Raw genomic sequence first — 25,335 nt, 5'->3', positions numbered from 1 at the left:
AAAAAGACACGGCTGGCTGCCGTGCCTTGATCCGTAAATATATTGTAATAGGAGGCATATCCATGTTTTATCCCAAAAAGCTGATCGTCCCGGTATTTGTCTGCGCCGTTCTGGCGGGCGTGGGCCTCCACTTTTTGTATGCCAGATTTCCCTGTACCCTCTCCGCCCTTCTGTCTCCCGTCCGTGAGAGCCTGTGGGAGCATATCAAGATCCTGTACTGGCCTTATCTGGCGGCATCCGCCTTCCTCGCCTGGGGCCGTCCCACCGGGATGCGCCCCTGGCTGCTGTCCCTTGTCATCCTGTGTCCCCTGATGCTGGTCCTGGGCCTGCTGCTCCATGCGGCGCTCGCCCTCCACGCCCTGTGGCTGGACATCGCCCTGTATCTGGGGCTGATGGCCTTCGGATTCTGGTTCCCTGTCCGCTTCTCCGGTCCCTTCCGGGGCTGGCGGTGGCGCATCCCCGCAATCCTGGCTTTCCTTCTGGGGGCGCTGATCCTCCTGTTCACCTTTTTCCCGCCTGCCGGGGTGCTCTTTGCCGACCTGTCCTGATTTTCGGCATGACTTTTAGGGGCCGGTGTGGTAAAATCCCTCTCAGGAGGTGAGGACCATGGTGCTGTACGGATTGGACGGCATGACGCACCGGAGCCAGGCCTACGGGCTTCTGGCTGTGGGACTGCGGGAGCACTGGGATCTGGAGCAGTTGCCCTCCATCGCCCGTGGAAAGCGGGGAAAGCCCCTTTTTCCGGACTTCCCCCAGCTCCGCTTCAACCTCAGCCACAGCGGACCCCGGGCCCTGTGTGCCCTGGACTGGGACGAGGTGGGGGTGGACATCCAGCAGATCACCCTGCGGCGTTCCGCTTTTCTCGACCGCCTGCTCTCCCCAGAGGAGCGGGCCTGGCTGCTGGGGCTGGGAGACGACCCGGAGGCCTTTACCCAGCTCTGGACCCTGAAGGAGAGCTTCTGCAAATTCACCGGTCTGGGTCTGACTCGGCCCGTCTCCGCCATCCCCGTCCCCCTTCCCCGGCAGATCCTCCCTTCCGGCGCCTGTCTCCCCTTCGGTTCCGTCTGCTTCACCCTGTTCTCCGGCCCCGGCTGGCGGGCCGCCGTCTGCTCTCCTGCCCGCTGCGCCTCCTCCATCCGCTGGCTCACGCCGGGGCAACTCCCTCCCGTTGGAAAGAAAATCCCCCAAAAGTGAAAAATCCCCTTTACATTTTGGAAGATCCCTGCTATAATAACGGAGCACATTGAGAAAATGCTTCTTAATATGCGGCCGTAGTTCAATGGATAGAGCGTCAGATTCCGGTTCTGAATGTTGGGGGTTCGAGTCCCTTCGGCCGTACCACGTCGGAGCAAGCTTTGTATCGCTTGCTCCGACTTATTTTATAAATCAGAGCGCGCTCACGCCGCTGCTCCTCCTTTCCAACTGCGGCCCTCTTTGCTGGGCTCGCAGTTGGTGAGCCGCCCTGTGGGCGACATCTTTTGATTTCAACAAAATATCGATTTTAACCGTCCTTTGCAAAGAAAAAGCTCCAAAAGCCTGACTTTATAGTGATAAGGAAGTAGAAATTATCATTAACTTGACGATTGACAAACAAGGTTGCGAAAAGCAAGTGTACTAAACAAAAAGTACACTTGCTTTTTAGCTATGCCTTGGAACGCACATGAATAATTCGACATAACTCCTTTATTTGTGGTATAATTAAAAAATAGAAATAAGCGGAGGGGTATCATGTATTTTACTTAGCACTTTATTACCCTCCTTACTATAATCAGTCTATACAATAGACAAAAGGAGGGTCTACAGGATGGTGGTGCGGAAAGAAGTCTGTCTGACTCAGAGCGAATGGTATGTGATGGATTGTCTGTGGGCGTATGCGCCTCAGACAGTGATGCAGCTGGCCACCGATCTCTCCCAGCGGGCAGGCTGGGCCAAGAGCACCACCATCACCACTCTGGAGCAGATGGAGGCCAAGGGACTGGTCCGCAGCACACCCGTGGGCCGGGACACGCAGTATCACCCATGTGTGCGGCGGGAGGAGGCAGCAAAGTCGGAGGTCTGCTCCTTCCTGGACTGTATCTATCGGGGGAGTGTGGGGCTGATGGTGTCCGCCATGGCGGATGGTAGGCAGGCCATCCAGCAGCGGGTGGCCCGGCTGGGGAAGGGGGACCGCCCCAAAAAAGCCGCTCTGGCCGCAGCGGCGGTGCTCCTGACGCTGGCGGCGGTGCTCGCCTTCGGGGGCGGTCCCCCCTCCCCATACAGCTACGCCGGGTATGCGGCGGCCGTGGAGGGCGCTCGGTCCATCCATCTCACAGCGCCGCCAGTCTCCAGCGCGGGGTATCCTCCCATAGAGGAGGAGGGTGCCCTGGAGGAGGCCCGGTCGCTCCTGCTCCAGGCGGTAGAGTATGACGACAGCAGGGATGCGACAGCTTTCGGGTTCTCGGACATGGCTCCATATTCCTATCAACTGGCCCTCTCCATGAGGGAGGACTGGATGTATTTCTACCTCTATCCCTCATCCAACGGCCCGGTCTATGTCCTGCCCTATCTGGACGGGGCGGCCAGCGGGGCCGTCCCCGTGGCTGCCCTGCCCAGCAGCACCATTTCTCAGCTCCTCCGTCTCTCAGCTCAGTCTCCCTCGATTCAGACCCAGGATGACCTGCTCTCCGCCATCCGGCAGGCCGACGCTGTCCAGTGCTGCAAGGGGCGCGCTTACAGCAGCACTGCGCCCCTCATCTCCTCCCCAGAGGCCAGGGCACAGCTGGTCACCCTCCTTTCCGGCGGTGGGCACCCCACCGATTCCGTGAACTTTGACCCGGATACTGTTCCCTTTCTCCGCATTTCCGGCGGGCCAGGAGACGGCGCAGTCTTCTATCTCGCTGAGCAGGAGCGGAACTGCTGTCTGATCCTTGCCCAAGAGAACGGTCCGCTTCCCCTGGCCCTTCTCCCCAGCGGAACTGCCCAATGGGTCCAGGAGCTGTCTTGGCTCCAGGACCTCTCCACCGTGGCTGCTCAAGCCCATTCCTTTGCGGCATACTTCGGCTCTCTCACCGGACGGTACGCCTCCATCCGGGACGCCGACCTAGTGGAGGAGGTGCGGCAGCTCTTGTCCTCCAGTAATCCCCAGGACGGTACCCTGGACCCTGCGGAGCTGTACTATGACTCCTGCCTGATCTTCTGCGGCGAAGGCGGCGGGGAGCTGGGCCGTCTCTCCCTGTCCAGCAGGGAAATGTGCCACGCTCTGGTGCAGATCAGTGACCGGCAGGAGGATCGGGATCGGGCCGCTTGACAGCCACCGTCTCCTGGCCTCGCGCCTCTTGTGTGGGCGTAAAGATATCCTGACGCCGCCCCGTCCGCCTCCCCCCGGCCCTTGTGCCTGTGGGAGGCGGCATATTTTCCCCCTGTTGTCAAATTGACGGATTTCCGGCATAAAAAAGTCGTATTTCCTGCGTTTTCAGCCGTTAAGAATTCGTTAAGATTGTTGTAAAGTTTTTGTGCCTGCACTATCATTAGAAGTGATTATTTTGGGTCCTTATGGCGTCCCAACGGTAGGAGTTTCTTGATTTATGAGTCTGCGCATCGGTATCGACATCGGCTCCACCACGGTGAAAGTGGTAGTGCTGGATGAACAGAACAAGCTGCTGTTCCGCTCCTATGAGCGGCACTACTCCAAGACCCGGGAGCGGGCCTGTGAGACCCTGAAGTCCATCTCGGGCCAGCTCAGCGGCCAGCGGGTCAAGCTGGTCATCACCGGCTCCGCCGGCCTGGGGGTGGCCAAGGCTGCCGGCCTGGACTTCGTCCAGGAAGTGTACGCCACCGCCGCCGCGGTGAACACCTACATTCCGGACACCGATGCCGTCATCGAGCTGGGCGGCGAGGACGCCAAGATCATCTTTTTCGGCGGCGCGCTGGAGGAGCGGATGAACGGCTCCTGCGCCGGCGGGACGGGCGCCTTCATCGACCAGATGGCCACCCTGATGAATGTGTCGGTGAACGAGCTGGACTCTCTCTCCCTGAAGCACGAGAAGATCTACCCCATTGCAAGCCGCTGCGGCGTGTTCGCCAAGAGCGATATCCAGCCCATCCTGAACCAGGGCGGTCGGAAAGAGGACGTAGCCGCCTCCATCTTCCAGGCGGTGGTGGACCAGACGGTAGCCGGCCTCACCCAGGGCCGGGAGCTGAAGGGAAAGATCGTCTTTCTGGGCGGGCCCCTCCACTTCCTGATGGGCCTGCGGCAGCGTTTTGTGGAGACCCTGAAGCTGGACGGGGAGCACGCCGTCTTTCCGGAAGACGGGGACTGCTTCGCCGCCATGGGCGCGGCCCTGTGCGCCACCGATTACGAGCCCGTCCCCTTTGAGGACGCCCTGAAGCGGCTGGAGGAGAGCCGGGAGACCAACACCTCGGCGGACACCATGCCCCCTCTCTTTGACACGCAGGAGGAGTACGACGCCTTTCTGGCCCGGCACAATGCCAGCCGGCCCCCAGAGACGGACATCCACACTTACGCCGGCCCCGCTTGGCTGGGGATGGATGCAGGCTCCACCACCACCAAACTGGCCCTCATCACCGCCGACGGCGGACTGCTCTACACCTACTACCACTCCAACCTGGGCAACCCGGTCTCCATCGTCCTGGAGCAGCTGAAAAAAATCTACGAGCTGTGCGGCGACCGCATCCAGATCAAAGGCGCGGCGGTCACCGGCTATGGCGAGGACCTGATCAAAAACGCCTTCTCCTGTGACCTGGGCCTGGTGGAGACGGTGGCCCACTACAAGGCCGCCGCCCACTTCAACCCCGATGTGGATTTCATCATCGACATCGGCGGCCAGGACATGAAGTGTTTCAAGATCCGCAACGGCGCGGTGGACTCCATCATGCTCAACGAGGCCTGTTCCTCCGGGTGCGGCTCCTTTATCGAGACCTTTGCCAAGGCCCTGGGCTCCAACATCGCCGACTTCTCCAAGATGGGCCTGTTTGCCAAAAAGCCCGTCAACCTGGGCTCCCGCTGCACCGTGTTCATGAACTCCAGCGTCAAGCAGGCCCAAAAGGACGGCGCCAGCGTGGAGGACATCTCCGCCGGCCTGTCTATCTCCATCGTGAAAAACGCCATCTACAAGGTCATCCGGGCCGCCTCCGCTGACGACTTAGGCCAGCACATCGTGGTCCAGGGCGGGACCTTCCTCAATGACGCGGTGCTCCGCTCCTTTGAGCGGGAGCTGGGGCGGGAGGTGACCCGGCCCACCATTGCCGGCATCATGGGGGCCTTCGGAGCCGCTCTGGCCGCCCGGGACCTGCACCTGGAGCGGAGCGCCCTGCTCTCCTCCCAGGACCTGGAGAAGTTTACCCACACCGCCAAGCCCGCCACCTGCGGTCTGTGCACCAACCACTGCTCCCTCACTGTCAACACCTTCGACGGCGGGCGGCGCTTTATCTCGGGCAACCGCTGCTCCCGCCCCCTGGGGGAGGAGCCCCACCACCTGCCCGACCTGATGCGGTACAAGTATCAGAAGCTCCGTGCTCTCCACGGCAAGGGGGAGGGGGACGGTTCCCGGGGCCGCATCGGCATCCCCTTCGGGCTGAACATGTACGAAAACCTCCCCTTCTGGTTCACTTTCTTCACCAAGCTGAACTTTGAGGTGGTCCTCTCCCCTGAGTCCTCCCGCAAGCTGTATCTCAAGGGGCAGCGCACCATCCCCTCCGACACAGTGTGCTACCCCGCCAAGCTGCTCCACGGCCACGTAGAGGCCCTGGTGGAGGCGGGGGTGGACGCCGTCTGGTACCCCTGCATGTCCTACAACAACGACGAGGGCATCGGAGACAACCACTACAACTGCCCGGTGGTGGCCTACTACCCCGAGCTGATCGCCGCCAACGTGCCCTCTCTAAAGCAGACCCGTTTCCTGGACCCCTATGTGGGCCTGTGGCGGCACAAGGACTTCGGCAAGCGCATCGCCCAGCTGATGCATCAGGAGTTCGGCATCCCCAAAAAGGAGTCGGCAGCCGCCGCCCGGGCCGCCTACGAGGCCTATGAGGCCTACGTCCACGACGTACGCGCCACCGGCAAGGAATACATCGACTACGCCCGCTCCCACGGGCTGAACATCATCGTGGTGTGCGGCCGCCCCTATCACATCGACCCGGAGATCAACCACGGCATCAACGATCTGATCACCTCCTTCGGCTTCGTGCTGGTCACGGAGGACGCCCTGAGCTATCTGGAGGGCTACGCCCCCCGGAAGGTGCTCAACCAGTGGACCTTCCAGAGCCGGATGTACAACGCCGCCCGGTATGTGTGCACCCAGCCCGACATGCAGGTGGTCCAGCTGGTCTCCTTCGGCTGCGGCACCGACGCCATCACCACCGACGAGATGCGCTCCATTCTGGAGGACGGGGATAAGCTGTACACTCAGCTGAAGATCGACGACATCAGCAACCTGGGCGCCGTCAAGATCCGCATCCGCTCCCTCATGGCGGCCATTGATGCGCGAAAAGAAAATTAGAAATCAGAAATGAGGGAACTGGGACCGACCCGCTCCGGCGGGACCGGTTCAAACGCGCCGGCGCAGCCGGCCCCCTCAATTCCTGACTTTTCGTTCCCCATTCCTGATTTTATTGCGACTATCGGCAGAAAGGGATTTTGATATGGCGAAGCTAGTATATGACGACACCGGCCGTCTCCTCTTTACCAAGGAGATGAAGGAGGAGTACACCATCCTCATGCCCCAGATGCTGCCCGTCCACTTCGGGATGTTCCAGCGTCTGCTGGAGCTGGAGGGCTACAAGGTGGATATGCTCACCTCCAACCACCGGGGCATCATCGATGAAGGGCTCAAATATGTCCACAACGACACCTGCTACCCCGCCCTGCTGGTCATCGGACAGCTGATCGACGCCATCAAGCACGGCGGCTATGACCCCCACAAGGTGGCCCTGTTCATCACCCAGACCGGGGGCGGCTGCCGGGCCTCCAACTACATCCACCTGCTGCGCAAGGCGCTGGAAAAAGCGGACCTGGCCTTTGTGCCGGTGATCTCGGTGAATCTGTCCGGTCTGGAGAAAAATCCCGGCTTCTCCCTCACTCTCCCCATCATCCGCAAGATGGTCTACGCCATGATGTACGGGGACATCATCGTCAATGTGGCCAACCAGGTCCGGCCCTATGAGCGGGAGCGGGGCGCCACTGACGCCATGGTCTCCACCTGGCAGGGCCGGCTGATCCAGGGCTTCCAGCAGGGTAAGGGGATGAGCCGCGGCCAGATGCGGACCAACTTTGACGCCATCTGCGCCGACTTTGCCTCCATCCCCGTCACCGGGGAGCAGAAGGTGCGGGTGGGCGTCGTGGGTGAGATCTATGTAAAGTTCTCCCCCCTGGGCAACAATAATCTGGAGGACTTTCTGCTCTCCGAGGGGGCCGAACCCGTGGTCCCCGGCCTCACCGATTTCATGATCTTCAAGATCTACAACCGGGTAGTGGACGTGGATCTGTACGGCGGCAAGTGGATCAAGAAGGCTGCCTGCCAGCTCTTTATGAAGTACATCGAGGCCTGTCAGAAGGACATGATCCAGGCGCTGGAGCGCTCCGGCCGCTTCCGTGCACCGGGCACCTTCCAGGACCTGCACCGGATGATCCAGGGCTATCTGGGGGACGGCAATAAGATGGGAGAGGGCTGGCTCCTCACCGCCGAGATGCTGGAGCTCATCCACACCGGCACCCCCAACATCGTCTGCACCCAGCCCTTCGGCTGTCTGCCCAACCACATCGTGGGCAAGGGCATGCTGCGCAAGCTGAAGGACGACTATCCGTACAGCAATGTGGTGGCTATCGACTACGACCCCGGCGCCACCAAGATCAACCAGGAGAACCGCATCAAGCTGATGCTGGCCAACGCCAAAGCGCTGGCCAAGCAGCAGGGCGGGGAAGCCCCCGCCGCCGCCCGGGAGGCGGCCCCCACCCCCTCCTCCTACACCCACGCCGGGGCCCACGCGTAAATTCTATCTTTCAGAGGGCGGAGCCACATGGCTCCGCCCTCTTTGGGAGAAAAACAAGGCGTCTGAGCTCTCACTCAGACGCCTTGCCTGTTTCCTCGTACGGAGTTCACGCCTCCGGGTCCCAGATCCCCTGGGAACAGTCCAGGTCTGGGTCCAGCTCTTCCACCAGCAGGGCCAGCCGCTCCTCTCCTTCTGGGAGCCCCGCTTGGGAAAGCAGGTCCGCCATACCGTCCTCCGGCGCCTCCAGCCAGACCCGCTGGGCATACCGCTCCAGCAGCTGGGCCGTCTGGCCGCCGGGACTCTCATCCCCCTCCAGCACCGCCCAGGTGCTCCGAAGGGCCAGCCGCGTCCCGTAGGGCTCCAAAGCCGCCTCCGCTCTGGCGAGGAACTCCTCCACCGGCTGGGACAGGTGCTCCAGGTCGTAGGCATCCCCCTGCTTGATATAGCCCAGATTTCCCTCCGCCGGATAGCCCCAGTTGTCCAGCAGGATCTCGTCAAAGCCCAGCTGGGCCAGCTCCACCATCAGAGCGACCAGATAGTCCTGGACCGCCTGACTGGCTGGGCTGCTCCACCGCAGCTCCTCCGGATCGGTCCACCGGTAGCCGCTGTTGGTCCGGATGGCATATGTCTCATCCTTGGCCAGGGCGTGGTCCCGGAAGCAGGACAGGCGGGCCACCGTGTACAGTTCCCCGCTGTTGAGGGCCTGGAGCTGGCGGTTGATGTCCGCCTGTCCGGCGTTGACCCCCGCCGAGGCGGCCATGGCCAGCTGGGAGACGAAGCCCAGCTGGCCCCGGTCTGTCTTCATGTCCAGCAGGACGCTGTTGGCTCCTGCCTGGGCGGCCAGCGCCTCCGCCGAGCCGTCCTCCACCGCTGAAAGGGGGACAGTCACCGCCGCCAGAAGGGGCTCTCCCTCCTCCGGTGTCTCCTCCGGCTGGGAGGCGGCAGGCTCTACCGCCACCCGGAAGTCCTCCGGCTCCTGGGCCGGTCCCTCCTTTTGAAAGAAGGGCAGCTCCAGGTGATAACCCCCGTCGTCGTAGACGATGTATTTCTGCGCCATCCACACTCCGGCCACGGCCAGCACCACCAGTACCGCCAGGATCAGGGCTACGGTCTTCAACACGTCTGTGGTGCTCCTCCGTCCCCGGTAGGAGCCGTACACGAACCGCTTCCCGCGCATCACGGACCTCCTTTCCCACCCACCCGGCGTGAAAGGGGTCCGCCCTCTCCCTCGGGGGGTCGTCTCATTTCAGTATGCCGCCTTTCGGCGGCGCTATTCCCTCTCTCCCGCTCCCGCGGTCAGATCACGATCCCGCCGTTGGGCTGGATCACCTGTCCGGTGAGGAAGGGGGCGCCGCCCCCTGCCAGGAACCACACGCTCTCCGCCACCTCTTCCGCCGTGCCGATCCGGCCCAGGGGGGTCTCCTCCGCCAGAGCGGCCAGGGCCTCGCTACCCAGTCCCCCGTTCATCTCCGTGTCGATGACCCCGGGGGCCACGCAGTTGACGGTGATGTGGGAGGGCCCCAGCTCCTTGGCCAGCGCCTTGGTCAGGCCGATGACCCCCGCCTTCGCGGCGGAATAGGCCACCTCGCAGGAGCCGCCAGTGACCCCCCACATGGAGGATACGGTGACGATGGCCCCCCGCTGCCGGCGGACAAAGCCGGGGACCGCCGCCCGCAGGGTGTAGAACACCCCGTCCAGATCCACCCCCATCACCTGGCGCCACTGCTCGTCCGTGGTGTCGGTAAGCAGCTGCTGGGGCAGGGCGACCCCTGCGTTGCACACCAGGGCGTCCAGGGGGCCCAGCTGTTCCTCCGCCGCCCGGACCAGAGCGGCCGCCTGGGCCGGGTCAGACACATCGCCGGGCAGGAGGGCGGTCTGTCCCCCGGCGGCGGCGATCTCTGCTGCCAGGGCCTCCGCCCGGCCACGGGAGGTGCGGTAATTCACCCCCACACGCCAGCCCTCCCGGGCAAAGCGGCGGGCCACCGCCGCCCCGATGCCCCGGGAAGCTCCGGTGATAAGCACAGCCCTGTCCATCGCCTCTCCTCCTTACAGATTGCTTTTGAAGTTCCCCAGGACCCGCATCTCTGCGGATGCCTGGGACAGCTCCTGGAGGGCACCGTCCATCGCCGGGTCCGCCAGACTCCCGTCAAACTCCAGGAAGAACAGATACTCCCAGCTCCGTCCCGGCAGAGGGCGGGACTCCAGCTTCACCAGGTTCAGCCCGTGGACGGCAAAGATGGTGAGTACCTCATGGAGGCTGCCCACCTCGTCCGGAAGGCTGAGGACCGCGGAGATCTTGTCCGCCCCCTCCCGCAGCTCCATCACCGGGGAGACCACCACGAAGCGGGTGGTGTTGTTGCTGTTGTAGTTGACTCCCCGGGCCAGAATCTCCAGGCCATACAGCTCCGCCGCCCGGCTGGAACAGATGGCCGCCTTGGTGATATCCCCGGTCTGGGCCACATACTGAGCGCTGCCCGCCGTGTCCCCGTGGGCCACCCCCACCCAGCCGGGATGCCGGGCCAGGAAGGGCTCGCACTGGAAGAGCCCCTGCTCGTGGGAATAGACATGGGTGATGGTATCCAGGGTAGCCCCATGGGGAGCCATCAGGCAGTGCTCTACCTTGACGGTATTCTCCCCCACGATGTAGCACTCATACCTGCCCAGCAGCTCGTACACCTGGCGGATAGCCCCGGTGGAGCTGTTTTCGATGGGCACCACGCCGTAGTCCGCCCCGCCCTGGGCCACTGTCTGGAACACCTCTTCAAAGGTGGGCAGGCCCTGGCACCGGCAGTCCTCTCCAAAAAAACGCAGGGAGGCCATCTCGCTGTATGCCCCCGCCACGCCCTGATAGACCACCCTGGGTCTCTCCACCGGCTGCCGCGCGGCGGCCTCGGCCCTCCGGCATCGGCTGTATCCCGGACCGGGATCGTTCCCTCCCACCCGGCGCCGCAGGTCCCGGCGGCTGAGGGCCAGCACAGTCTCAAACAGGTGGGCCAGCTCTAGTTTCCGGCCCTCATCCAACGTCTCCGCCGCTGCGCTCCGGAGCACCTCCAGCTCCCGCCGGGGGTCCATCAGGGGCAGCCCCAGCTCCTCCTTGCAGGCCCCGATCCGGCCGGTCACCTCCATGCGCTTCAAAAACAGCTCCGCGATCTGATCGTCCAGGCGGTCCACCTCTTGCCGCAGGGCGGCCAAACAGTCTTCCATTTCCGCTCCTCCTTACCCAAACACGCCCTGGACCAGGGCCATATACAGGATCGTCCCTCCAAAGATGGAGAGCAGATCGTTCCCCTTCCACAGATGGAGGAGGACCACCGCCCCGCAGGAGAGGAGGGCGGGTACCCACCCCGCCGGGGTGGCAAAGCTGACGCCCTTCAGGCAGTAGACGATCAGCATGGCCATGATGGCCGGGGGCAGCACCCGCCCCAGATAGAGCACCGCCTTGGGTGGCTCCTCCCCCCGGTCAAAGAGCAGGAAGGGCAGCAGCCGGGTGGCAAAGGTCACCACGGCCATCACCAGGATCAGGAGCAGATCCCGTGTGGTCTCTCCGTTCACAGCGTCCGCTCCTCCTTTCCTGTCCCGGCCTTGTGCAGGGCCTGTCCCTCCGGCATTTTAGGTGAAAATACCAGCAGGGCGGCCACGATGACCACCAGCGCCAGGATCAGCATATTATCCTCCCCCGCCAGCCGCAGGCTGGCCAGGGTGGCCAGGCAGCCGATAGCAGCTGGCAGATGGTTCCGGGTCCCCTTCCATTGGCCCACCGCGATGACGATGAAGAGGGCGGTCATGGCGAAGTCTACTCCGGTGGTGTCAAAGGACAGGGCACTGCCCAGCAGGGAGCCCAGAACCGTGCCCAGCACCCAGTAACTGTGGTCCATCAGGGCAATGGCCAGGTAGTAGTCCTTCTCCCGCACCCCCTCCGGCGCCTTGGCGGACGCCAGCAGCGCATAAGTCTCATCAGTGAGGGAAAAGATCATATAGAGCTTCCGCAGCCCCATCCCCCGGAACTTTTCCAGCATAGACAGGCCGTAGAACATGTGCCGGAAGTTCAGCAGCAGGGTCATCAGAGCCGTCTGAAGGGGGGAGGCCCCCGCGGCCAGCAGAGTCACCCCCATGTACTGTCCGGCCCCGGCATAGATGATCAGGCTCATCAGCAGGGCCCAGAACACACTGTATCCCGCCGAATCCATCATCAGGCCGAAGGCCATCCCGATGGCCAGATAGCCCATCAGCACCGGAATGGTGACATGGAAAGCGGCGGAGAGGACGTTTCGATCCATCTCTCTCATTCACCCCATAGCGGTGGTGCCGTCTGCTGAGACGGGGCAGCACACACCTCCGCCGGGCACCAAGTTTGTTGCGTTCCACATTTTACTCGTTTTTGGCCGGATACGCAAGGGATTTTCCCACTTTTTCCGCCATTTTCCGGGAACGGACCCGTTCCTTTCTCCTCTCCTGTACAGATGACATAAAGATTCACAAATTTTCCCTTGTTTTTTCCGTCCCATTCCTTATAATAATTCGTAATCAGCAGCATCCGGGGAGTCCAAGGACGGGACGCTCCGGGCGCCAATCTCATAAAAAGTGAGGCCCCAGCTTTGAAAACCATGCTTTTTCTCTACAACCCCACCGCCGGCAAGGGGCGGGTGACGGCCGATCTGGCCGCTGTTCTGGATGTCTTTACCAAGGCGGGCTACCTGACCACCGTCTATCCCACCCAGGGGAAGGCGGATGCCACCCGCATCGCCGCCGAGCTGGGCGGCCAGTTCGACCGGGTGGTCTGCTCCGGCGGGGACGGCACGCTCAGCGAGACGGTGTCCGGCCTGATGCAGCTGGACCATCCGCCGGTGCTGGGTTACATCCCCTTCGGCTCCACCAACGACTGCGCCACCACCCTGCGCCTGCCCCGGGACCCGGTGAAAGCCGCCCAGACCGCCTCAGAGACCGGCGTTCCCCGCCCCTGGGATATCGGCAGGCTCAACGGCCGCCCCTTCGTCTATGTGGCCGCTTTCGGCGCCTTCACCGAGGTATCCTACGACACCCCCCAGGATCTGAAAAACACCTTCGGCCATCTGGCCTATGTGATGGCGGGCATCGCCTCCCTCCCCTCCATCACCCCCTACCACCTGAGGATCGAGTGCGACGACCAGGTGCTGGAGGACGATTTCTTTTACGGAATGGTGTGCAACACCATCTCCGTAGGCGGAATGAAGGCCCTGCCTACAGACCGGGTGGTGCTGGATGACGGGCTGTTTGAGGTCATTCTGGTCCGCAAGCCCACCAGCATCACCGACCTCACTGACAGCCTCCAGGCCCTTATCCGACAGGAGCCCCCCCAGTCAGGGGCCGTGCTCTCCTTCCACGCCTCCCATCTGAAGTTCACCGCCGAAAAGCCCATTCCCTGGACGCTGGATGGGGAGTACGGGGGCAGCCACGAGATCAACGTAGTGGAGAACTGCCGCCAGGCCCTGACTGTGATGCAGGGGGACTGAGCCCCCTTTCTTTCTCAAAGGAGCCCCGCTCCGCCGGCCATGGTGCCGGCGGAGCGGGGCTCCCTCCTTTTTGATGCGCTTATTCCCCAGACAGCGGGACCAGGTCCCCAACCAGGCTGACTGCCCGCTGGGCGCTCACGCCCTGTTCAAAAGCGAGAGCATGGCTGTATGTCCCGTCCTTCCACGCGGCCAGATAGGTCCAGTCCCCATTCCCCTTGATGGTCACCATCTGTTCTCCCGCACTCTGGCTCCGTTCCCAGCCGTAGGCAGTGTAGCTGCCGCTGACCTCCTGGCTCCCCCGGGCCACCCGATAGCTGATGCCCTCCGGCCAGTTCAGCTGGGCCACCGCTCCGCTGATCACCTGGATCTTTTCAGGGGCTCCCAGCTCCCCGGGAGCTTTCAGGGGGAACCCCACCGCCTGCTCCGCCTCGGCTGCGGTCTGATACTCCACTGCCCCGCCGGAGGGCGGTTCGTCCTCCGCGGGTGGTGCGCCCTCTGTCCGCAGGGCCACGGTCCCCCCCTCCATCGTCACGGTGCAGGAGAGCAGCTGGAACATGGAGGCGGGGACGTAGGTACGTCCCGCCACCACCACCGGCGCCGCTCCATAGTGCTCCGGCGAGGTCACCCCGATGGAGGACTTGCTGGCGCAGGCATAGCGGTCCAATCCGTAGGTCAGGTTCATGACCTGATCCTCATTTTCGATGCGGGTCCCGTTCTCTTCCGGCAGCCAGGTCACAGTCCATCCCAGGGCCTGGGCCACCTTCCACAGCGGGAGCATCACCTGTCCGTTCTCCTGGTAGGGCGCGGCGGGCGCCTCGCTCAGGTCCAGGCAAACTCCGTCCAGCGTCACCCCGCAGGCCGCGGAAGATGTCTGGCCCGCCCCGGCGGCCGGAGCCTCCCCGCCCTCCACAGCCCAGACGGGTACGCTCAGCAGGGAGGCGCACACCGCGCCGGCCAACAGCCGATTCCATTTCATAGTCGCGTTTCCTTTCCTGGTATCCAAAGTGTTCCTTCTATTTGTATAGACGACCCGACACGGGATTTTGTTCCATCCCGGACCGTTTATTTTTTCGTCCCCGCTCCTCCATACTAATGGGACACACACCCACTGTCAAGGGCGCAGCCGCAGATGTCTCTCTTTTCCAGTGTACTGATTCTGCCGGACCTGGGGGCTCCCCGTCTCAGAAAAGGCTCAGCTGCTCTAGTCTCCGCTCCTGCCTCCGGCCCGCCTGCTCTTGGGCCACACCCTGCGGCAGGCTGTTCAGGAAGGGAGAGGGTCCGCCCCCGGCGCTGAGGATCAGCTCCTCCCGGGCCCGGGTCATCCCCACATAGAGCAGCCGGCGCTCCTCCTCCAGGTCCGCCGGACGGCCGGGCATCTCAAGGGGAAGCGTGCCTTCTGTCAGTCCCGCCACAAAGACGGCAGGAAACTCCAGTCCCTTGGAGGCATGGAGGGTCATCAGCCGGACAGCCCCGGACTCCCAGCCCCGGCCCGCAACCCGGCGCACATCCGCCTCCTCCCCCAGGGTGAGGGCCTCCCAGAGGGAGCGGAAGGCTGGGTAGAACACCGCCGTATTCCGCAGCTTCTCCAAGGCCGGCGAGGTCCCGTACCGCTCCTCCCAGCCCTCTACCAGTTTCCATGGCTTCTCCTTCTCCACCGCTGGCTCCCACTCCTTCACCCGGTCCAGCCAAAGCTCCAGATGGCCATAGCCGCGGACCGCCTCCTCCAAGGCCGCCAGGTCTGCCCCCTGCGTCCAGAGGCGGCGGGCCCTTCCGGCCAGGTCGGCGGGACAGTCCCACAGAAGGCCCAGCGCGGTCTCCAGGGCTGCAGGGTCCGCCGGGCTTTGGAGGGAGCGGAAGAAGGCCAGCACTCCCCGCACCTGGCGGTCCTCCAGAAAGTCCTCCCGCCCGCTGACCACACAGGGGATGTCGTCGTGACGCAGGCACTTCTCCACCAGCTCCAGCTGCCGATGGGTGCGGCAGAGGACGGCGATGTCCGAGAAAGCCCGCACTGTCCGCTCGTGGCCCAGGGCCTGGGCCTCCAGCATGTCCACCCCGCCGGTCATACGGCCGATCTCCTTGGCGAGAAACACCCCCTCAGAGAAGGCATCCGGGCTCCTCACCATCCGTACCGCCGGGCCGGAGGGCCGGTTGGGGCGCAGGCGGCGGCAACCGCCCGGATTTTTCTCGATCACGGGGGCGGCAGCCTCCAGCACCTCCGGCGTGGAGCGGTAGTTCTCCACCAGCCGGATCTCCCGCAGCTCCGGCCGTTCCACCCGCAGGCGCTGGAAACACTTCCCGTCCGCCCCCCGGAAACCGTAGATGGACTGGTCCGGGTCTCCGATGACAAAGAGCGACCCGCTGGCGCTCCAGGCCCGGACCAGCCGGTACTGGGTCTCGTTGATGTCCTGGAACTCGTCTACCAGCAGGTGCCGGAAGCAGGTCCGGCCCCCAGTGTCCAGCGCCAGCGCCCGGATGAGCAGGTCATCAAAGTCCAGCATCCCCCGCTCCTCCAGCCGGGCACAGTAGGCCTGCCAGATCTCCTCTTCCAGTCCAGCCGTCTCCAGAGACGCGCCGTTTTTCACCCGGGACACCCCCTGGAGCAGCGCCCGTGCGCTCCCCTTCCGGCCCAGCACCCGGAGGGTCTCCTCCGCCAGGGACAGGGCCTCCCCTTGGCCGATCAGCCCCACATCCCCCAGCAGAGCCAGGCAGATGGCATGGAAGGTCCCGATAGTCATGCGGGAGGCGGCCCGCCGCCCCAGGCGCTCCTCCAGCCGCTGGCGCATCTCAGCGGCTGCCTGGTTGGTGAAGGTCACCGCAGTGATCTCCCCCGGCCGGACCCCCCGCTCCTCCACCAGCCACGCGATTCGGTCCACCAGGGTCTTGGTCTTGCCTGTGCCAGGTCCGGCCACCACCGCTACGGTTCGCTCCTCCGCCGAGATGGCCGCCTGCTGCTGGGAATTGGAGCGCTGGAGGCCCTGCTCCCCCTCCCGCTCCGCCGCCTTCGGCCGCTTTGGGAGCTGTCCCCGCTTTTTCTCCCCCTGTTTTGGGGTCTCCTCTGCCCCAAACAGGGAGACCTGTCCGCTCAGGCGCTGGATCTCCGCCGGGGCAAGGAGGGAGATGGCACCGTATTCCCCGTCAAACCCGGGGCGGCGCTCCACCTGCCCCAGCCGCAGGCGCCGGATGCCCTCCGCCACGCAGGGGCCCGCTTCCCGCTGCAGGTCCTCTATGGGGACGTCCCGCAGGATAGTGAATTCCGGCCCCAGGGTCTGCAGCAAGCGCTCATACTGTTCCAGGGTCTTTTTCCCGGCGGCCGAGCCGCCGGTGGAGGCAGCGATCACCTCCGGCAGGGGGGCCAGGCTCTCGAAGGGCTTGGCTTCCTCCGGCCGGAAGCCCGCCGGCCGGTCGGCCAGCTCCTCCACCCGGTGCTCCACCCCGATGGTCAGCTTTTTCCCGCACACCGGACACAGTCCGCCCCGTTCCGCCGTCTCGGCGGGGGTGAGGCACACCCCGCAGTTCCGGTGTCCGTCCAGGTGGTACTTTCCCTCCTCCGGGAAGAACTCCAGGGTGCCCAGAAGCCCCTCCCCGGTGCGGATAGCCTGGACCAGCTCCGGATAGGAGAGGCCGGTGTCCAGCAGGTCGGCCTCCCGGCCCAGCCTGGAGGGGGAGTGGGCATCCGAGTGGGACAGAAGGCTCAGCCGGTCCAGCGCCGATACCCGCCAGTTCATGGGCGGGTCAGAGGACAGTCCGGTCTCCACTCCGTGGATCTGGTCCGCCAGGTCCCCAAAGCACTCCTCGACGGTGTCAAAGCCGGAGAAGGCACCGAACATGGCAAAGTGGGGCGTCCAGATATGGGCGGGGATGAATTCGGCCTCTGGGCAGGTCTCCAGGGTCAACTCCAGCAGATCCCGGCTGTCCAGCCCCAGAATGGGGCGGCCGTCCGAGTGGATGTTGCCGATGGCCTCCAGCCGGACGGACAGTTCTTCCGCCGCTTCCAGGCTGGGGAGGAGGATCAGGTTGTGCACCTTCCGCGTCCGCCCGTGGCGCTTGTAGATGCAGCTGATCTCCCCGGTGACCACGAAACGGGGGGCGGCCCCGGGCGCAGTCCCCTCCATTGTCAGCCCCTCCCGCAGGGCATAGACCCCCTCCCCCGCGGGGACCAGCTGCTCCCGCATCTCCGCCCGCCAAGCCGGATGGGTGAAGTCCCCTGTCCCTATCAGCTGGATGCCTTTGCGCCGGGCCCACCAGTCCAGGTGGGGCAAGTCGCAGTCCCGGCTGGTGGCCCGGGAGAACCTGGAGTGGATATGAAGATCAGCAATATACATGGATGTCCCCCTCTTTTCACAAGGATCCCCTCCATTATACCGTTTTTCTCTCTCCGGTGCAATGCACGGGCCGGCTTTCTCCCCCTTTTTCTGTCATATTCCGGGAGTTGAAGACACTCCCTCCTCTCTTCTCTCCATCGCCCGCTGCACATCGTTGGACAGGATCTCCAAAAATTCCGATGCGGTGGGCGGCCCGTCCAGGGGATACCCCGCCATCTCCCGCAGCAGTTCCGGGTTGGTCCGCCACGCGATCTGCACCGCAGTGCGGATGTTCCGCTCCACCGCGGTCCATTTCCGCCCGCAGCGGCTGCCCACTTCCCAGTAGATCTCCTTGGTCACTGCCTCCAGGCTGTCCTCCTGGTCCACCGCCAGCTGAATGGCCATTACGATGCGGCCATAACAGCGGCATCGCCTCGTGATCCCCAGGGCGCGCAGTTCCCGTCGAATTACATTTATTTCATTCATCGACATTTCCTCCCAATTTAGTTTTAAGGAAATCATACGACAAAATGGAAGCAATTATATCAAATCCGACGATATGCGCTTAGATTCGTTTATATTCGACACTCGCTGTCCACATTCCCCCCTTTTTCTGCACCTCCTGCCCCCACATTCCTGAATTTTTATTTCCACCTATTTTGGGGGCTGGAAAATCGCTTCCTTTCATGCTATCCTCTGATAGGGATCCTTCTCTGTCCCCCCTGCCGCCTATCAGAAAGGAGCAATCATGCGGACACAACTCTGGCAGCTGGCCTGCCTCTATTGGACCACTGCAAACCTGCTGGCCTTCGCCCTGATGGGGCTGGACAAGCGCCGGGCCCGCCGGGGCTGTTGGCGCATTTCGGAGAAGGCCCTGTTCTTCTTTCCCGTCCTGGGCGGTTCCCTGGGGGGGATGCTGGGGATGTACTTTTTCCACCACAAGACCCGCCACTGGTATTTTCGGGCAGGCTTCCCTCTCCTGTTTCTGTTCCAGGCGCTCCTGCTCTTCTTTCTGTGGCGGTGGCTGGCGCCCTGATATGCCTGGAGCAGGCTGTCCCCGCTGTGCGCACGTCTTGTCCACTCACGACAGGCAAAGTTCACACTTGCAGGACAAGTCGTATTTTTTCACATACATGCCGCCGAAAAAGCAGATTTAATTCACTCTGTCAAAAAGTCCTTCAGGGACCTTTTGGCAGCCTGTAATTCCTTCGCACCTGCGGGTGCGGGACTCTGCGGATCGTTTCCTACGAGCTGAGGGGGCCTGCGGTCTGCGCCGCGCCCCCCCCTCCTCTCCCCGCTCTGCCGGTGTCGGTCCCGGATATGAGCTGCGCCCGCCTCAACTGAGGTGGGCGCAGCTCCCATTTACAGCTTTTTGTCGTAGCAGTTCAGGATCTCCCGGATAAAGCCCTGGAAGAAGAACTCCGTCCCGCCCACAAAGGTATAGCCCAGCTTGGGATACATGGTGTTGGCCGGAAGATTCCCCTCATAGGTGTCCAGGCGCATCACCTTTTTCCCCTTCCTGCGGGCCTCCTCCTCGCAGAAGGCCACGAACTCCCGTGCCTTCCCTCGCCCAGCCCACCGGGGGCTGATGCAGAGGGTGTGGATCACCATGACATCCTCCGGATCCGCCGGGACGGACCAGTTCAGTGCGGCATATTCCGCCAGCTGCTCTCCGTTCAGGTTGACGCAGCCGTACACCTCTCCGTCCTCCTCCGCCACATACAGGGTGCCGGCCTCCAGGGCCGCACGCGCGTGTTCAACCGTGGGGTACTTCCCCCGCTGCCAGTTGGTAAAGGAGGCGGGCCGTTTCTCCTCCTCCGCCAGGATCTCCTCATAGATGCTCCCCACCAGGGGCAGGTCCTGCTCTGTCGCCAGTCGGATCATACCTTCTCTCTCCCTCTTTGTCGATCTTGAAAAAATCGGGGCGGCTCAGCGCCGCCCCGGTCTTCTGCTTTACGGCCGGTCCTGCTCCGGCTTCTCATTGGGCCCTTCCCCGTCCTGAGGGGGCGGTGTCTCGTCATCCCGGGGCTGGGCGGGCGGCTCCTCCGGACCGCTCTGCTCCGGCTCTCCGTCTGGGAGCTGCGGCGCAGACACCGGCTCACTGACGATGTGGATGTTCTTGGCGGGGGGCTCGATGTCCCCAGTGAGGGAACGGCTCCTGCCGTGGGTGGAGGCGTAAGCGTCCTCCACCAGGGCGGGGTCCCGCCCCTGGATGATGGCCACCATCTCGCCGCCGGTGATGGTCTCCTTCTCCAGCAGGTAGGCCACCACCTTGTGCATGTCCTCCAGGTTTTCCCGGATCAGTTCCACTGCGTCCTGATAGCACTGGTCCAGGATGGCCTTTACCGCCTTGTCCATGACAGCGGCGGTGTCCTGGGCGCAGTCCAGGCCGTAGCCCCCGTCCAGGTACTGGTTACGGATGGAGCCCAGAGCCATCATACCAAACTCGTCGCTCATGCCGAACATGGCTACCATGTTCCGGGCCAGGTTGGTGGCCTCCTGGATATCCTGGGAGGCACCGTTGGTCATGGTGTTGAGCACCACCTGCTCGGCGGCCCGACCGCCCATGGAGACGGTGATTTTGGCCATCAGCTCTTCCTTGGTGCGCAGGTTGGTCTTGTCCTCCTCGGGCATCAGCAGGGTGTAGCCCAGGGAACCTTCCGTGTGGGGGACGATGGTGATCTTCTGCACGGGCTCGGCGTTCTTCTGCTTGTAGGCCACCATAGCGTGTCCCACCTCGTGGTAGGCCACCAGCTTCTTCTCAAACTCGGTAAGGACGCTGTTCTTCTTCTCGCTTCCAGCGATAACGAATTCGAAGGAGGCCAGCAGATCCTCCTGGGTGACCACTCTTCGGCCGTGCCGGACTGCCCGCAGGGCGGCCTCGTTCACCAGGTTGGCCAAGTCTGCGCCCACGGTCCCCGCGGTGGCCAGAGCGATCTTCTTGAGGTCCACGTCCTCTCCCAGCTTGATCTTCCGGGTGTGGACCTGGAGGGTGGCCAGACGGCCGGCCAGGTTGGGCCGGTCGATGGTAATGCGGCGGTCGAACCGGCCGGGCCGCAGCAGGGCCTTGTCCAGCACCTCGGGCCGGTTGGTGGCCCCCAGCACGATGACGCCCTTGCCCGGGTCGAAGCCGTCCAGCTCGGCCAGCAGCTGGTTCAGGGTCTGTTCCCGCTCGTCGTTGCCGCCCATGCGGTTGTCGCGGGACTTGCCGATGGTGTCGATCTCGTCGATGAAGATGATGCAGGGGGCCATCTTGCTGGCCTCCTTGAACAGGTCGCGGACCCGGCTGGCGCCCACGCCCACAAACATCTCTACAAAGTCAGAGCCGGAGATGGAGAAGAAGGGCACGCCCGCCTCTCCAGCCACCGCTTTGGCCAGCAGGGTCTTGCCGGTGCCCGGAGGGCCCACCAGCAGGGCGCCCTTGGGCAGCTTGGCACCGATCTCCGTGTACTTCTGGGGATTGTGGAGGATGTCGATGATCTCCTGGAGGGATTCCTTGGCCTCGTCCTGGCCAGCCACATCCCGGAAGGTGACGCCGGTCTTCTTCTCCACATAGACCTTGGCGTTGGCCTTGCCCACGCCGCCCAGGCCGCCCATGCCGCCCTTTCCACCGATGCCCCGGAACAGGAACATCATCAGTCCCACCATCAGCAGCAGGGGAAGCACATAGGAGAGGATCAGGCTGAGGAAATAGGCCGACTCGTCCACCGGCTCGGTGTAGGCGTGATCGGCGTGCTCCTCCAGCATGGCCAGCAGCTCCGGGTCGTCCACCCCGGCCAGGGGGACGGTGATATACTGCTTTTCCTCCTCCGTCTGGGCGGGAACAGGGATCAGGGAGTTCATCAGGCTTCCGCTCCCGCCGGAGGTCTCCTCCCGGGGCAGCTCCACCTCCACGCCGTCCCGCAGGGTGAAGGTGTATTTGCCGTTCTCCACATTGACGGTGTCGATCTTGTCCTCCGCCAGCCACTCCTTGAAGGTGGTGTAGGGCACTTCCACAGTACCCATGTTGGCATAGCTTGAGGTGCAGCTCTTGATCATCATTGTGAACAGCAGGGCCCAAAAGATGATGCTGACCAGGCCCATGATGTTTCTCTTGTTGTTATTTCCGTTATTGTTTCCTTTATCTGGTTTCAAAGGAGAAAACCTCCTGCCTTTTCCATAAGATCGTTCGGACTGCTCCGGCCGGGTGTGCGGGGTACATTGATTAGTATCATACCATATCTCCTTATTAAAAACAAGAAAGAGCGCTGTAAACATTTTGTGAAAGTTGACGATGCTGCCCCATCGCCCGTCTTTTTTCCTGGTTTCCTCTCTTTTCGGCCGTTTTCCTCCGATCCCCGCAATTTGACCCTTCCCCTCCCTGCCGGATTGTGATATATTATTTTATTATGCAAACTGGAACGACGGATGGGAGGACTGCTCCATGAACAAACGACCCCCGCTGCGCCGCTCCGCCCCTGTGGAGGCGGAAAACGACGGCGTCATTGAAGGCCGCAATGCGGTCACCGAGGCCCTGCGGGCCGGCGTAGCCATCGACAAGATCTTTCTCATGAAGGGAGACACCGATCCCACCCTGGGACACATCGCCTCCGCCGCCCGGGAGAAGGGCATTGTGGTAGTGGACGCCGACCGCCGGAAGCTGGACGGCATGAGCCGCACCCATTCCCACCAGGGGGTCATCGCCCTGGCCGCCGTGCGGGAATATGCCACTGTGGACGACATCCTGAATATTGCCCGGGAGCGGGGTGAGGCCCCCCTCATCGTGGTCTGCGACGAGCTCAGCGACCCACACAATCTGGGGGCGGTCATCCGCACCGCCGACGCCGCCGGTGCCCACGGAGTCATCATTCCAAAGCGCCGCTCCGCCGGCCTGACCGCCGTGGTGGCCAAGACCTCTGCCGGGGCGGTGGCCCATGTGCCGGTAGCCCGGGTGCCCAACCTGCCCTCCCTGCTCAAGGAGCTGAAGGAGGAGGGCGTCTGGGTGTTCGGCACCGCTGCCGGCGGTACCACCCAGCTCTATCAGGCCGATTTAAAGGGCCCCGCCGCCATCGTCATTGGCAGCGAGGGGGACGGCATGGGCCGTCTAGTGGCGGAGAACTGTGACTTCACCGTCTCCATCCCCATGTTTGGCAAGATCAACTCCCTCAACGCCTCCGCTGCCGCTGCCGTCCTGCTTTACGAGGCGGTGCGTCAGCGCCTGGGCGGATAAAGCACCTGCCGCCCCCAGGGGTCGGCGGCACAGAATTTCCATTTCACACATCACAGAGGAATGACCATGAGCGACCGTGAGGATAAAAAACTGAATCTCGGCGACGAGCTGGCCGATGTCAAGTCCCTGATCGCTGGTGCGGAGGACGGCGGCTTCTCCCTGGACGACATTCTGGCCGAGTACGGCGTCAAAAGCCCGCCGGGGCGCAGCGCCATCCCCCTGCGCCCGTCGCCCCCGGAGGACGACGGCCCCGACCTGCCCTGGCCGGAGGCCCCCCGTCCCCGTCGGAACCGAGACAACGTGGTGGCCTTCCCAGGGGGAGGAGCTCTACCTCCGGAGGAGGACGGCCCCGCCCCCCAGGATGAGTCCGAGCCGGAGAAGGGCCCTTCGGAGCCCGAAGGGGAGGCCCCGGAGGCAGACGCCGTCCTGGATGCCGAAGAAAACGGAGACAAGGTGGTCGAGTTTCCCGAGGAGGAGAGCCCTCTGGCCTCCTTCCTCAAGGACATCAGCAAAAAGGCGGATGACTACGCCGACCGTATGTTTGAGGAGTCGGAGCAGATGGACCCAGAGGAGGTCCGCCGCCTGGAGACCCTGATCCCCGGCACCGACCAGGAGACGGAGGAGGACCTGCGCTATGTCCGCCGGCCCCGCCGGCAGGAGCCCCCGCCCCCCGACCTCCCCCCCCAGGAGCTGGCCCGCACCTACGGCAAGGGCCTTAAGGGGCTCCGGGTCCGCTCCCTATTGGTCTTTCTTTTGGCCGCCGCCGCTCTGGTCCCCTGCCTGCTCCCCTCGCTCCCTGTCTCCCTCCCCCCGGAGCTGGCGGTGGGATATCCCCTCCTCCTCTGGATCTCCGCCGGGCTTCTGGGGGCAGGTATGCTGCTGTCTCTCGACGTGCTGGCCGCCGGCCTGTGGCGCGGTTTGAGGCTGAAGGTGGGGATGGACACCCTGGCCGCCCTCTCCTGCGCCTTCACCCTGGCGGATACCTTGCTGCTGGCCGGGAGCCAAGACCGGGGCGGGCAGCTCTCCTACTGTCCCGCCGCCCTGTTCGGCCTGTTCTTCCTGCTCCACGGCACCTATCACAAGCGGTGTGCCCTGCGCCTGTCCTGCCGCACCGCAGCGGCTGCCGCAGAGCCCTATCTGGTCACTCTGGACGAGGGCAAGTGGAACGGGAAGGACACCTACGCCAAGTGGTCCGGCACCCCCGCCGGCTTTGGCAGCCAGATCCAGATGGACGACGGCGCCCAGCGCATCTACCGGGTGTTCTGTCCCGTCCTGCTGCTGGCCTGCATAGTCTTTTCCCTGCTGGCCTCCTTCGGCATCGGGGAGGGGGAGCACCTGATGTGGTGTCTCTCCGCCACCTTCACTGCCGCCGCCGGCTTCGGCGGGGCACTGGCCTATGGCCGCTCCTTCCACAAGGTGGCCCGCCGGGTCTCCCAGAGCGGCGGTGCCTTGGCCGGCTGGCCCGGCGCGGCCGGGTCCCGGCGGGGCAACCGGGTCCTCATCACCGATCTGGACCTATTCCCCCCCGGCTTTGTGGAGCTCAACGGCATCAAGGTCTTTGGGGACTTCTCCGTGGAACGGGTGGTGGGCTACACCGCCACCCTGATCCGGGACTCGGGCTGTGGGCTGGAAAAGCTCTTCCACGACCTGCTCCGCACCCAGGGGGCCATCTTCCGCAGGGCGGACAGCCTGTGCTGCTATGAGGGCGGAGGCCTCTCCGCCAACATCCGGGGGGACCAGGTGCTGGTGGGTTCCGCCGCCTTCATGAACCTGATGGAGGTACCCCTGCCCCAGGGGCTGAACGTGAAAAACGCGGTCTTCTGTGCCATCGACGGGGAGCTGGCCGGCATCTTCGCCCTGAATTACACCCTGCCCGACACCGTGTTTCCCTCCCTCACCTCCCTGCTTCGGGAGCGGGTCGGGCCGGTGCTGGCCACCCGGGACTTCAATCTCATCCCGGCCATGCTCCAGCAGCGGTTCAAGCTGGCGGCAGACCGGATGGACTTTCCTCCGGTGGAACGCCGGCGGGAGCTGTCCGATCCGGGGCAGGACCACACCGGCGTGCTCACCGCCGTGCTCTGTCGAGAGGGGCTGCTCCCCTTCGCCGAGTCGGTGGTGGGGGCCCGCCGCCTGCGCCGGGCCGTCCGGGCCTCCGCGGTACTCACCTGCGCCGGCTCCACCCTGGGGGTTCTGCTGGCCTACTACCTGACCTCTGTGGACGCCTACGCCTCCCTCTCCCCCCTGAACCTGCTGTTTTATCTGCTGATGTGGCTGCTGCCTGTGTGGTTCCTCAGCGGCTGGGTCCACCGGTATTGAAAAGCCGGGGGGGGGGGGGGGGGGGGGGGGGGGG

The 25,335-nt window shown here is 63.8% G+C and carries 19 protein-coding genes and 1 tRNA gene; 10 read left to right on the top strand and 10 right to left on the bottom strand.

Annotation, left to right across the window (positions count from 1 at the left end):
- The first annotated feature begins 62 nt into the window (after positions 1–62).
- The 6 genes from NE584_RS15175 (at position 63) to NE584_RS15150 (ending at position 7,986) form a co-directional block, all read left to right on the top strand.
- Positions 63–548 (top strand): DUF6512 family protein, encoded by a 486-nt coding sequence (locus tag NE584_RS15175; RefSeq protein ID WP_050622694.1) that lies wholly within the window; start codon positions 63–65, stop codon positions 546–548.
- A 58-nt stretch (positions 549–606) separates the two neighbouring features.
- Positions 607–1,194 carry a 4'-phosphopantetheinyl transferase superfamily protein gene (locus NE584_RS15170; protein WP_256183155.1) on the top strand — a complete coding sequence of 196 codons (588 nt, stop codon included), beginning with the start codon at positions 607–609 and terminating at the stop codon, positions 1,192–1,194.
- Positions 1,195–1,265: 71 nt separating this feature from the next.
- A tRNA-Arg gene (locus NE584_RS15165) sits at positions 1,266–1,341 on the top strand.
- Between the two features lie 463 nt (positions 1,342–1,804).
- Positions 1,805–3,286: a BlaI/MecI/CopY family transcriptional regulator gene (locus NE584_RS15160; RefSeq protein ID WP_256183154.1), complete on the top strand. Its 1,482-nt coding sequence runs from the start codon at positions 1,805–1,807 to the stop codon at positions 3,284–3,286.
- Between the two features lie 277 nt (positions 3,287–3,563).
- Positions 3,564–6,497 (top strand): acyl-CoA dehydratase activase, encoded by a 2,934-nt coding sequence (locus tag NE584_RS15155; RefSeq protein WP_256183153.1) that lies wholly within the window; start codon positions 3,564–3,566, stop codon positions 6,495–6,497.
- A gap of 142 nt (positions 6,498–6,639) precedes the next feature.
- Positions 6,640–7,986: a 2-hydroxyacyl-CoA dehydratase gene (locus NE584_RS15150; RefSeq protein ID WP_108979890.1), complete on the top strand. Its 1,347-nt coding sequence runs from the start codon at positions 6,640–6,642 to the stop codon at positions 7,984–7,986.
- A gap of 106 nt (positions 7,987–8,092) precedes the next feature.
- On the opposite strand, the gene NE584_RS15145 is transcribed toward NE584_RS15150, so the two are convergent.
- The 5 genes from NE584_RS15145 to NE584_RS15125 form a co-directional block, all read right to left on the bottom strand.
- Entirely contained in the window at positions 8,093–9,163 is a 1,071-nt protein-coding gene (locus tag NE584_RS15145; RefSeq protein ID WP_108979891.1) for a putative glycoside hydrolase, read from the bottom strand.
- Between the two features lie 119 nt (positions 9,164–9,282).
- Positions 9,283–10,020, bottom strand: a complete 738-nt coding sequence (locus NE584_RS15140; protein WP_256183152.1) for a 3-oxoacyl-ACP reductase FabG — start codon at positions 10,018–10,020, stop codon at positions 9,283–9,285.
- Positions 10,021–10,032: 12 nt separating this feature from the next.
- Positions 10,033–11,190 (bottom strand): bifunctional chorismate mutase/prephenate dehydratase, encoded by a 1,158-nt coding sequence (locus tag NE584_RS15135; RefSeq protein WP_050622704.1) that lies wholly within the window; start codon positions 11,188–11,190, stop codon positions 10,033–10,035.
- A 12-nt stretch (positions 11,191–11,202) separates the two neighbouring features.
- Entirely contained in the window at positions 11,203–11,538 is a 336-nt protein-coding gene (locus tag NE584_RS15130; RefSeq protein ID WP_077138673.1) for a branched-chain amino acid transporter permease, read from the bottom strand.
- Entirely contained in the window at positions 11,535–12,263 is a 729-nt protein-coding gene (locus tag NE584_RS15125) for an AzlC family ABC transporter permease (RefSeq protein WP_256183151.1), read from the bottom strand. Before NE584_RS15125 ends, NE584_RS15130 begins: the two co-directional genes overlap by 4 nt.
- Before the next feature lie 327 nt (positions 12,264–12,590).
- Here NE584_RS15125 and NE584_RS15120 point away from each other — a divergent pair, with 327 nt between their 5' ends.
- Entirely contained in the window at positions 12,591–13,475 is an 885-nt protein-coding gene (locus NE584_RS15120; protein ID WP_082203640.1) for a diacylglycerol kinase family protein, read from the top strand.
- 79 nt (positions 13,476–13,554) lie between these two features.
- Here NE584_RS15120 and NE584_RS15115 read toward each other — a convergent pair whose 3' ends face one another.
- The 3 genes from NE584_RS15115 to NE584_RS15105 form a co-directional block, all read right to left on the bottom strand.
- Positions 13,555–14,451 (bottom strand): stalk domain-containing protein, encoded by an 897-nt coding sequence (locus tag NE584_RS15115; protein ID WP_256183150.1) that lies wholly within the window; start codon positions 14,449–14,451, stop codon positions 13,555–13,557.
- 205 nt (positions 14,452–14,656) lie between these two features.
- Positions 14,657–17,797, bottom strand: a complete 3,141-nt coding sequence (locus NE584_RS15110; RefSeq protein WP_256183149.1) for a UvrD-helicase domain-containing protein — start codon at positions 17,795–17,797, stop codon at positions 14,657–14,659.
- 93 nt (positions 17,798–17,890) lie between these two features.
- A complete protein-coding gene (locus tag NE584_RS15105; RefSeq protein WP_077138674.1) occupies positions 17,891–18,262 on the bottom strand; it encodes a sporulation initiation factor Spo0A C-terminal domain-containing protein in 372 nt (123 codons plus the stop codon).
- A 262-nt stretch (positions 18,263–18,524) separates the two neighbouring features.
- Between NE584_RS15105 and NE584_RS15100 the strand changes: the two genes are divergently transcribed.
- Positions 18,525–18,812 (top strand): DUF1294 domain-containing protein, encoded by a 288-nt coding sequence (locus tag NE584_RS15100; protein ID WP_050622709.1) that lies wholly within the window; start codon positions 18,525–18,527, stop codon positions 18,810–18,812.
- 326 nt (positions 18,813–19,138) lie between these two features.
- Here the strand turns inward: NE584_RS15100 and NE584_RS15095 are convergent, their stop codons facing one another.
- Together NE584_RS15095 and ftsH are read right to left on the bottom strand one after the other, a co-directional pair.
- Complete coding sequence (locus NE584_RS15095; protein WP_050622710.1) at positions 19,139–19,660, bottom strand: GNAT family N-acetyltransferase; 522 nt, start codon at positions 19,658–19,660, stop codon at positions 19,139–19,141.
- 69 nt (positions 19,661–19,729) lie between these two features.
- Entirely contained in the window at positions 19,730–21,859 is a 2,130-nt protein-coding gene (ftsH, locus tag NE584_RS15090) for an ATP-dependent zinc metalloprotease FtsH (RefSeq protein ID WP_256183156.1), read from the bottom strand.
- Between the two features lie 340 nt (positions 21,860–22,199).
- Here ftsH and rlmB point away from each other — a divergent pair, with 340 nt between their 5' ends.
- Together rlmB and NE584_RS15080 are read left to right on the top strand one after the other, a co-directional pair.
- On the top strand, positions 22,200–22,985 hold the full coding sequence (gene rlmB, locus NE584_RS15085) for a 23S rRNA (guanosine(2251)-2'-O)-methyltransferase RlmB (protein WP_050622712.1): 786 nt from the start codon (positions 22,200–22,202) through the stop codon (positions 22,983–22,985).
- A 66-nt stretch (positions 22,986–23,051) separates the two neighbouring features.
- Positions 23,052–25,301, top strand: a complete 2,250-nt coding sequence (locus NE584_RS15080) for a hypothetical protein (RefSeq protein WP_256183147.1) — start codon at positions 23,052–23,054, stop codon at positions 25,299–25,301.
- Positions 25,302–25,335: the final 34 nt, after the last annotated feature.

The sequence above is a fragment of the Clostridium sp. DFI.5.61 genome (genome assembly GCF_024462915.1).
Classification (GTDB): domain Bacteria; phylum Bacillota; class Clostridia; order Oscillospirales; family Oscillospiraceae; genus Lawsonibacter; species Lawsonibacter asaccharolyticus.
The sequence above is the reverse complement of the archived record's forward strand: the minus strand, read 5'-3'. Positions and strand labels throughout refer to the sequence as shown.

What these genes read in the sequence shown, in the direction of transcription:
- NE584_RS15110 (WP_256183149.1), bottom strand. Translation starts at nt 17,797, where the DNA reads ATGTATATTGCTGATCTTCATATCCACTCCAGGTTCTCCCGGGCCACC.
- NE584_RS15140 (WP_256183152.1), bottom strand. Translation starts at nt 10,020, where the DNA reads ATGGACAGGGCTGTGCTTATCACCGGAGCTTCCCGGGGCATCGGGGCG.
- NE584_RS15155 (WP_256183153.1), top strand. Translation starts at nt 3,564, where the DNA reads ATGAGTCTGCGCATCGGTATCGACATCGGCTCCACCACGGTGAAAGTG.
- NE584_RS15160 (WP_256183154.1), top strand. Translation starts at nt 1,805, where the DNA reads ATGGTGGTGCGGAAAGAAGTCTGTCTGACTCAGAGCGAATGGTATGTG.
- NE584_RS15120 (WP_082203640.1), top strand. Translation starts at nt 12,591, where the DNA reads ATGCTTTTTCTCTACAACCCCACCGCCGGCAAGGGGCGGGTGACGGCC.
- NE584_RS15135 (WP_050622704.1), bottom strand. Translation starts at nt 11,190, where the DNA reads ATGGAAGACTGTTTGGCCGCCCTGCGGCAAGAGGTGGACCGCCTGGAC.
- NE584_RS15105 (WP_077138674.1), bottom strand. Translation starts at nt 18,262, where the DNA reads ATGAATGAAATAAATGTAATTCGACGGGAACTGCGCGCCCTGGGGATC.
- NE584_RS15125 (WP_256183151.1), bottom strand. Translation starts at nt 12,263, where the DNA reads ATGGATCGAAACGTCCTCTCCGCCGCTTTCCATGTCACCATTCCGGTG.
- ftsH (WP_256183156.1), bottom strand. Translation starts at nt 21,859, where the DNA reads ATGGGCCTGGTCAGCATCATCTTTTGGGCCCTGCTGTTCACAATGATG.
- NE584_RS15170 (WP_256183155.1), top strand. Translation starts at nt 607, where the DNA reads ATGGTGCTGTACGGATTGGACGGCATGACGCACCGGAGCCAGGCCTAC.
- NE584_RS15100 (WP_050622709.1), top strand. Translation starts at nt 18,525, where the DNA reads ATGCGGACACAACTCTGGCAGCTGGCCTGCCTCTATTGGACCACTGCA.
- NE584_RS15095 (WP_050622710.1), bottom strand. Translation starts at nt 19,660, where the DNA reads ATGATCCGACTGGCGACAGAGCAGGACCTGCCCCTGGTGGGGAGCATC.
- NE584_RS15150 (WP_108979890.1), top strand. Translation starts at nt 6,640, where the DNA reads ATGGCGAAGCTAGTATATGACGACACCGGCCGTCTCCTCTTTACCAAG.
- NE584_RS15080 (WP_256183147.1), top strand. Translation starts at nt 23,052, where the DNA reads ATGAGCGACCGTGAGGATAAAAAACTGAATCTCGGCGACGAGCTGGCC.
- NE584_RS15175 (WP_050622694.1), top strand. Translation starts at nt 63, where the DNA reads ATGTTTTATCCCAAAAAGCTGATCGTCCCGGTATTTGTCTGCGCCGTT.
- NE584_RS15145 (WP_108979891.1), bottom strand. Translation starts at nt 9,163, where the DNA reads ATGCGCGGGAAGCGGTTCGTGTACGGCTCCTACCGGGGACGGAGGAGC.
- rlmB (WP_050622712.1), top strand. Translation starts at nt 22,200, where the DNA reads ATGAACAAACGACCCCCGCTGCGCCGCTCCGCCCCTGTGGAGGCGGAA.
- NE584_RS15115 (WP_256183150.1), bottom strand. Translation starts at nt 14,451, where the DNA reads ATGAAATGGAATCGGCTGTTGGCCGGCGCGGTGTGCGCCTCCCTGCTG.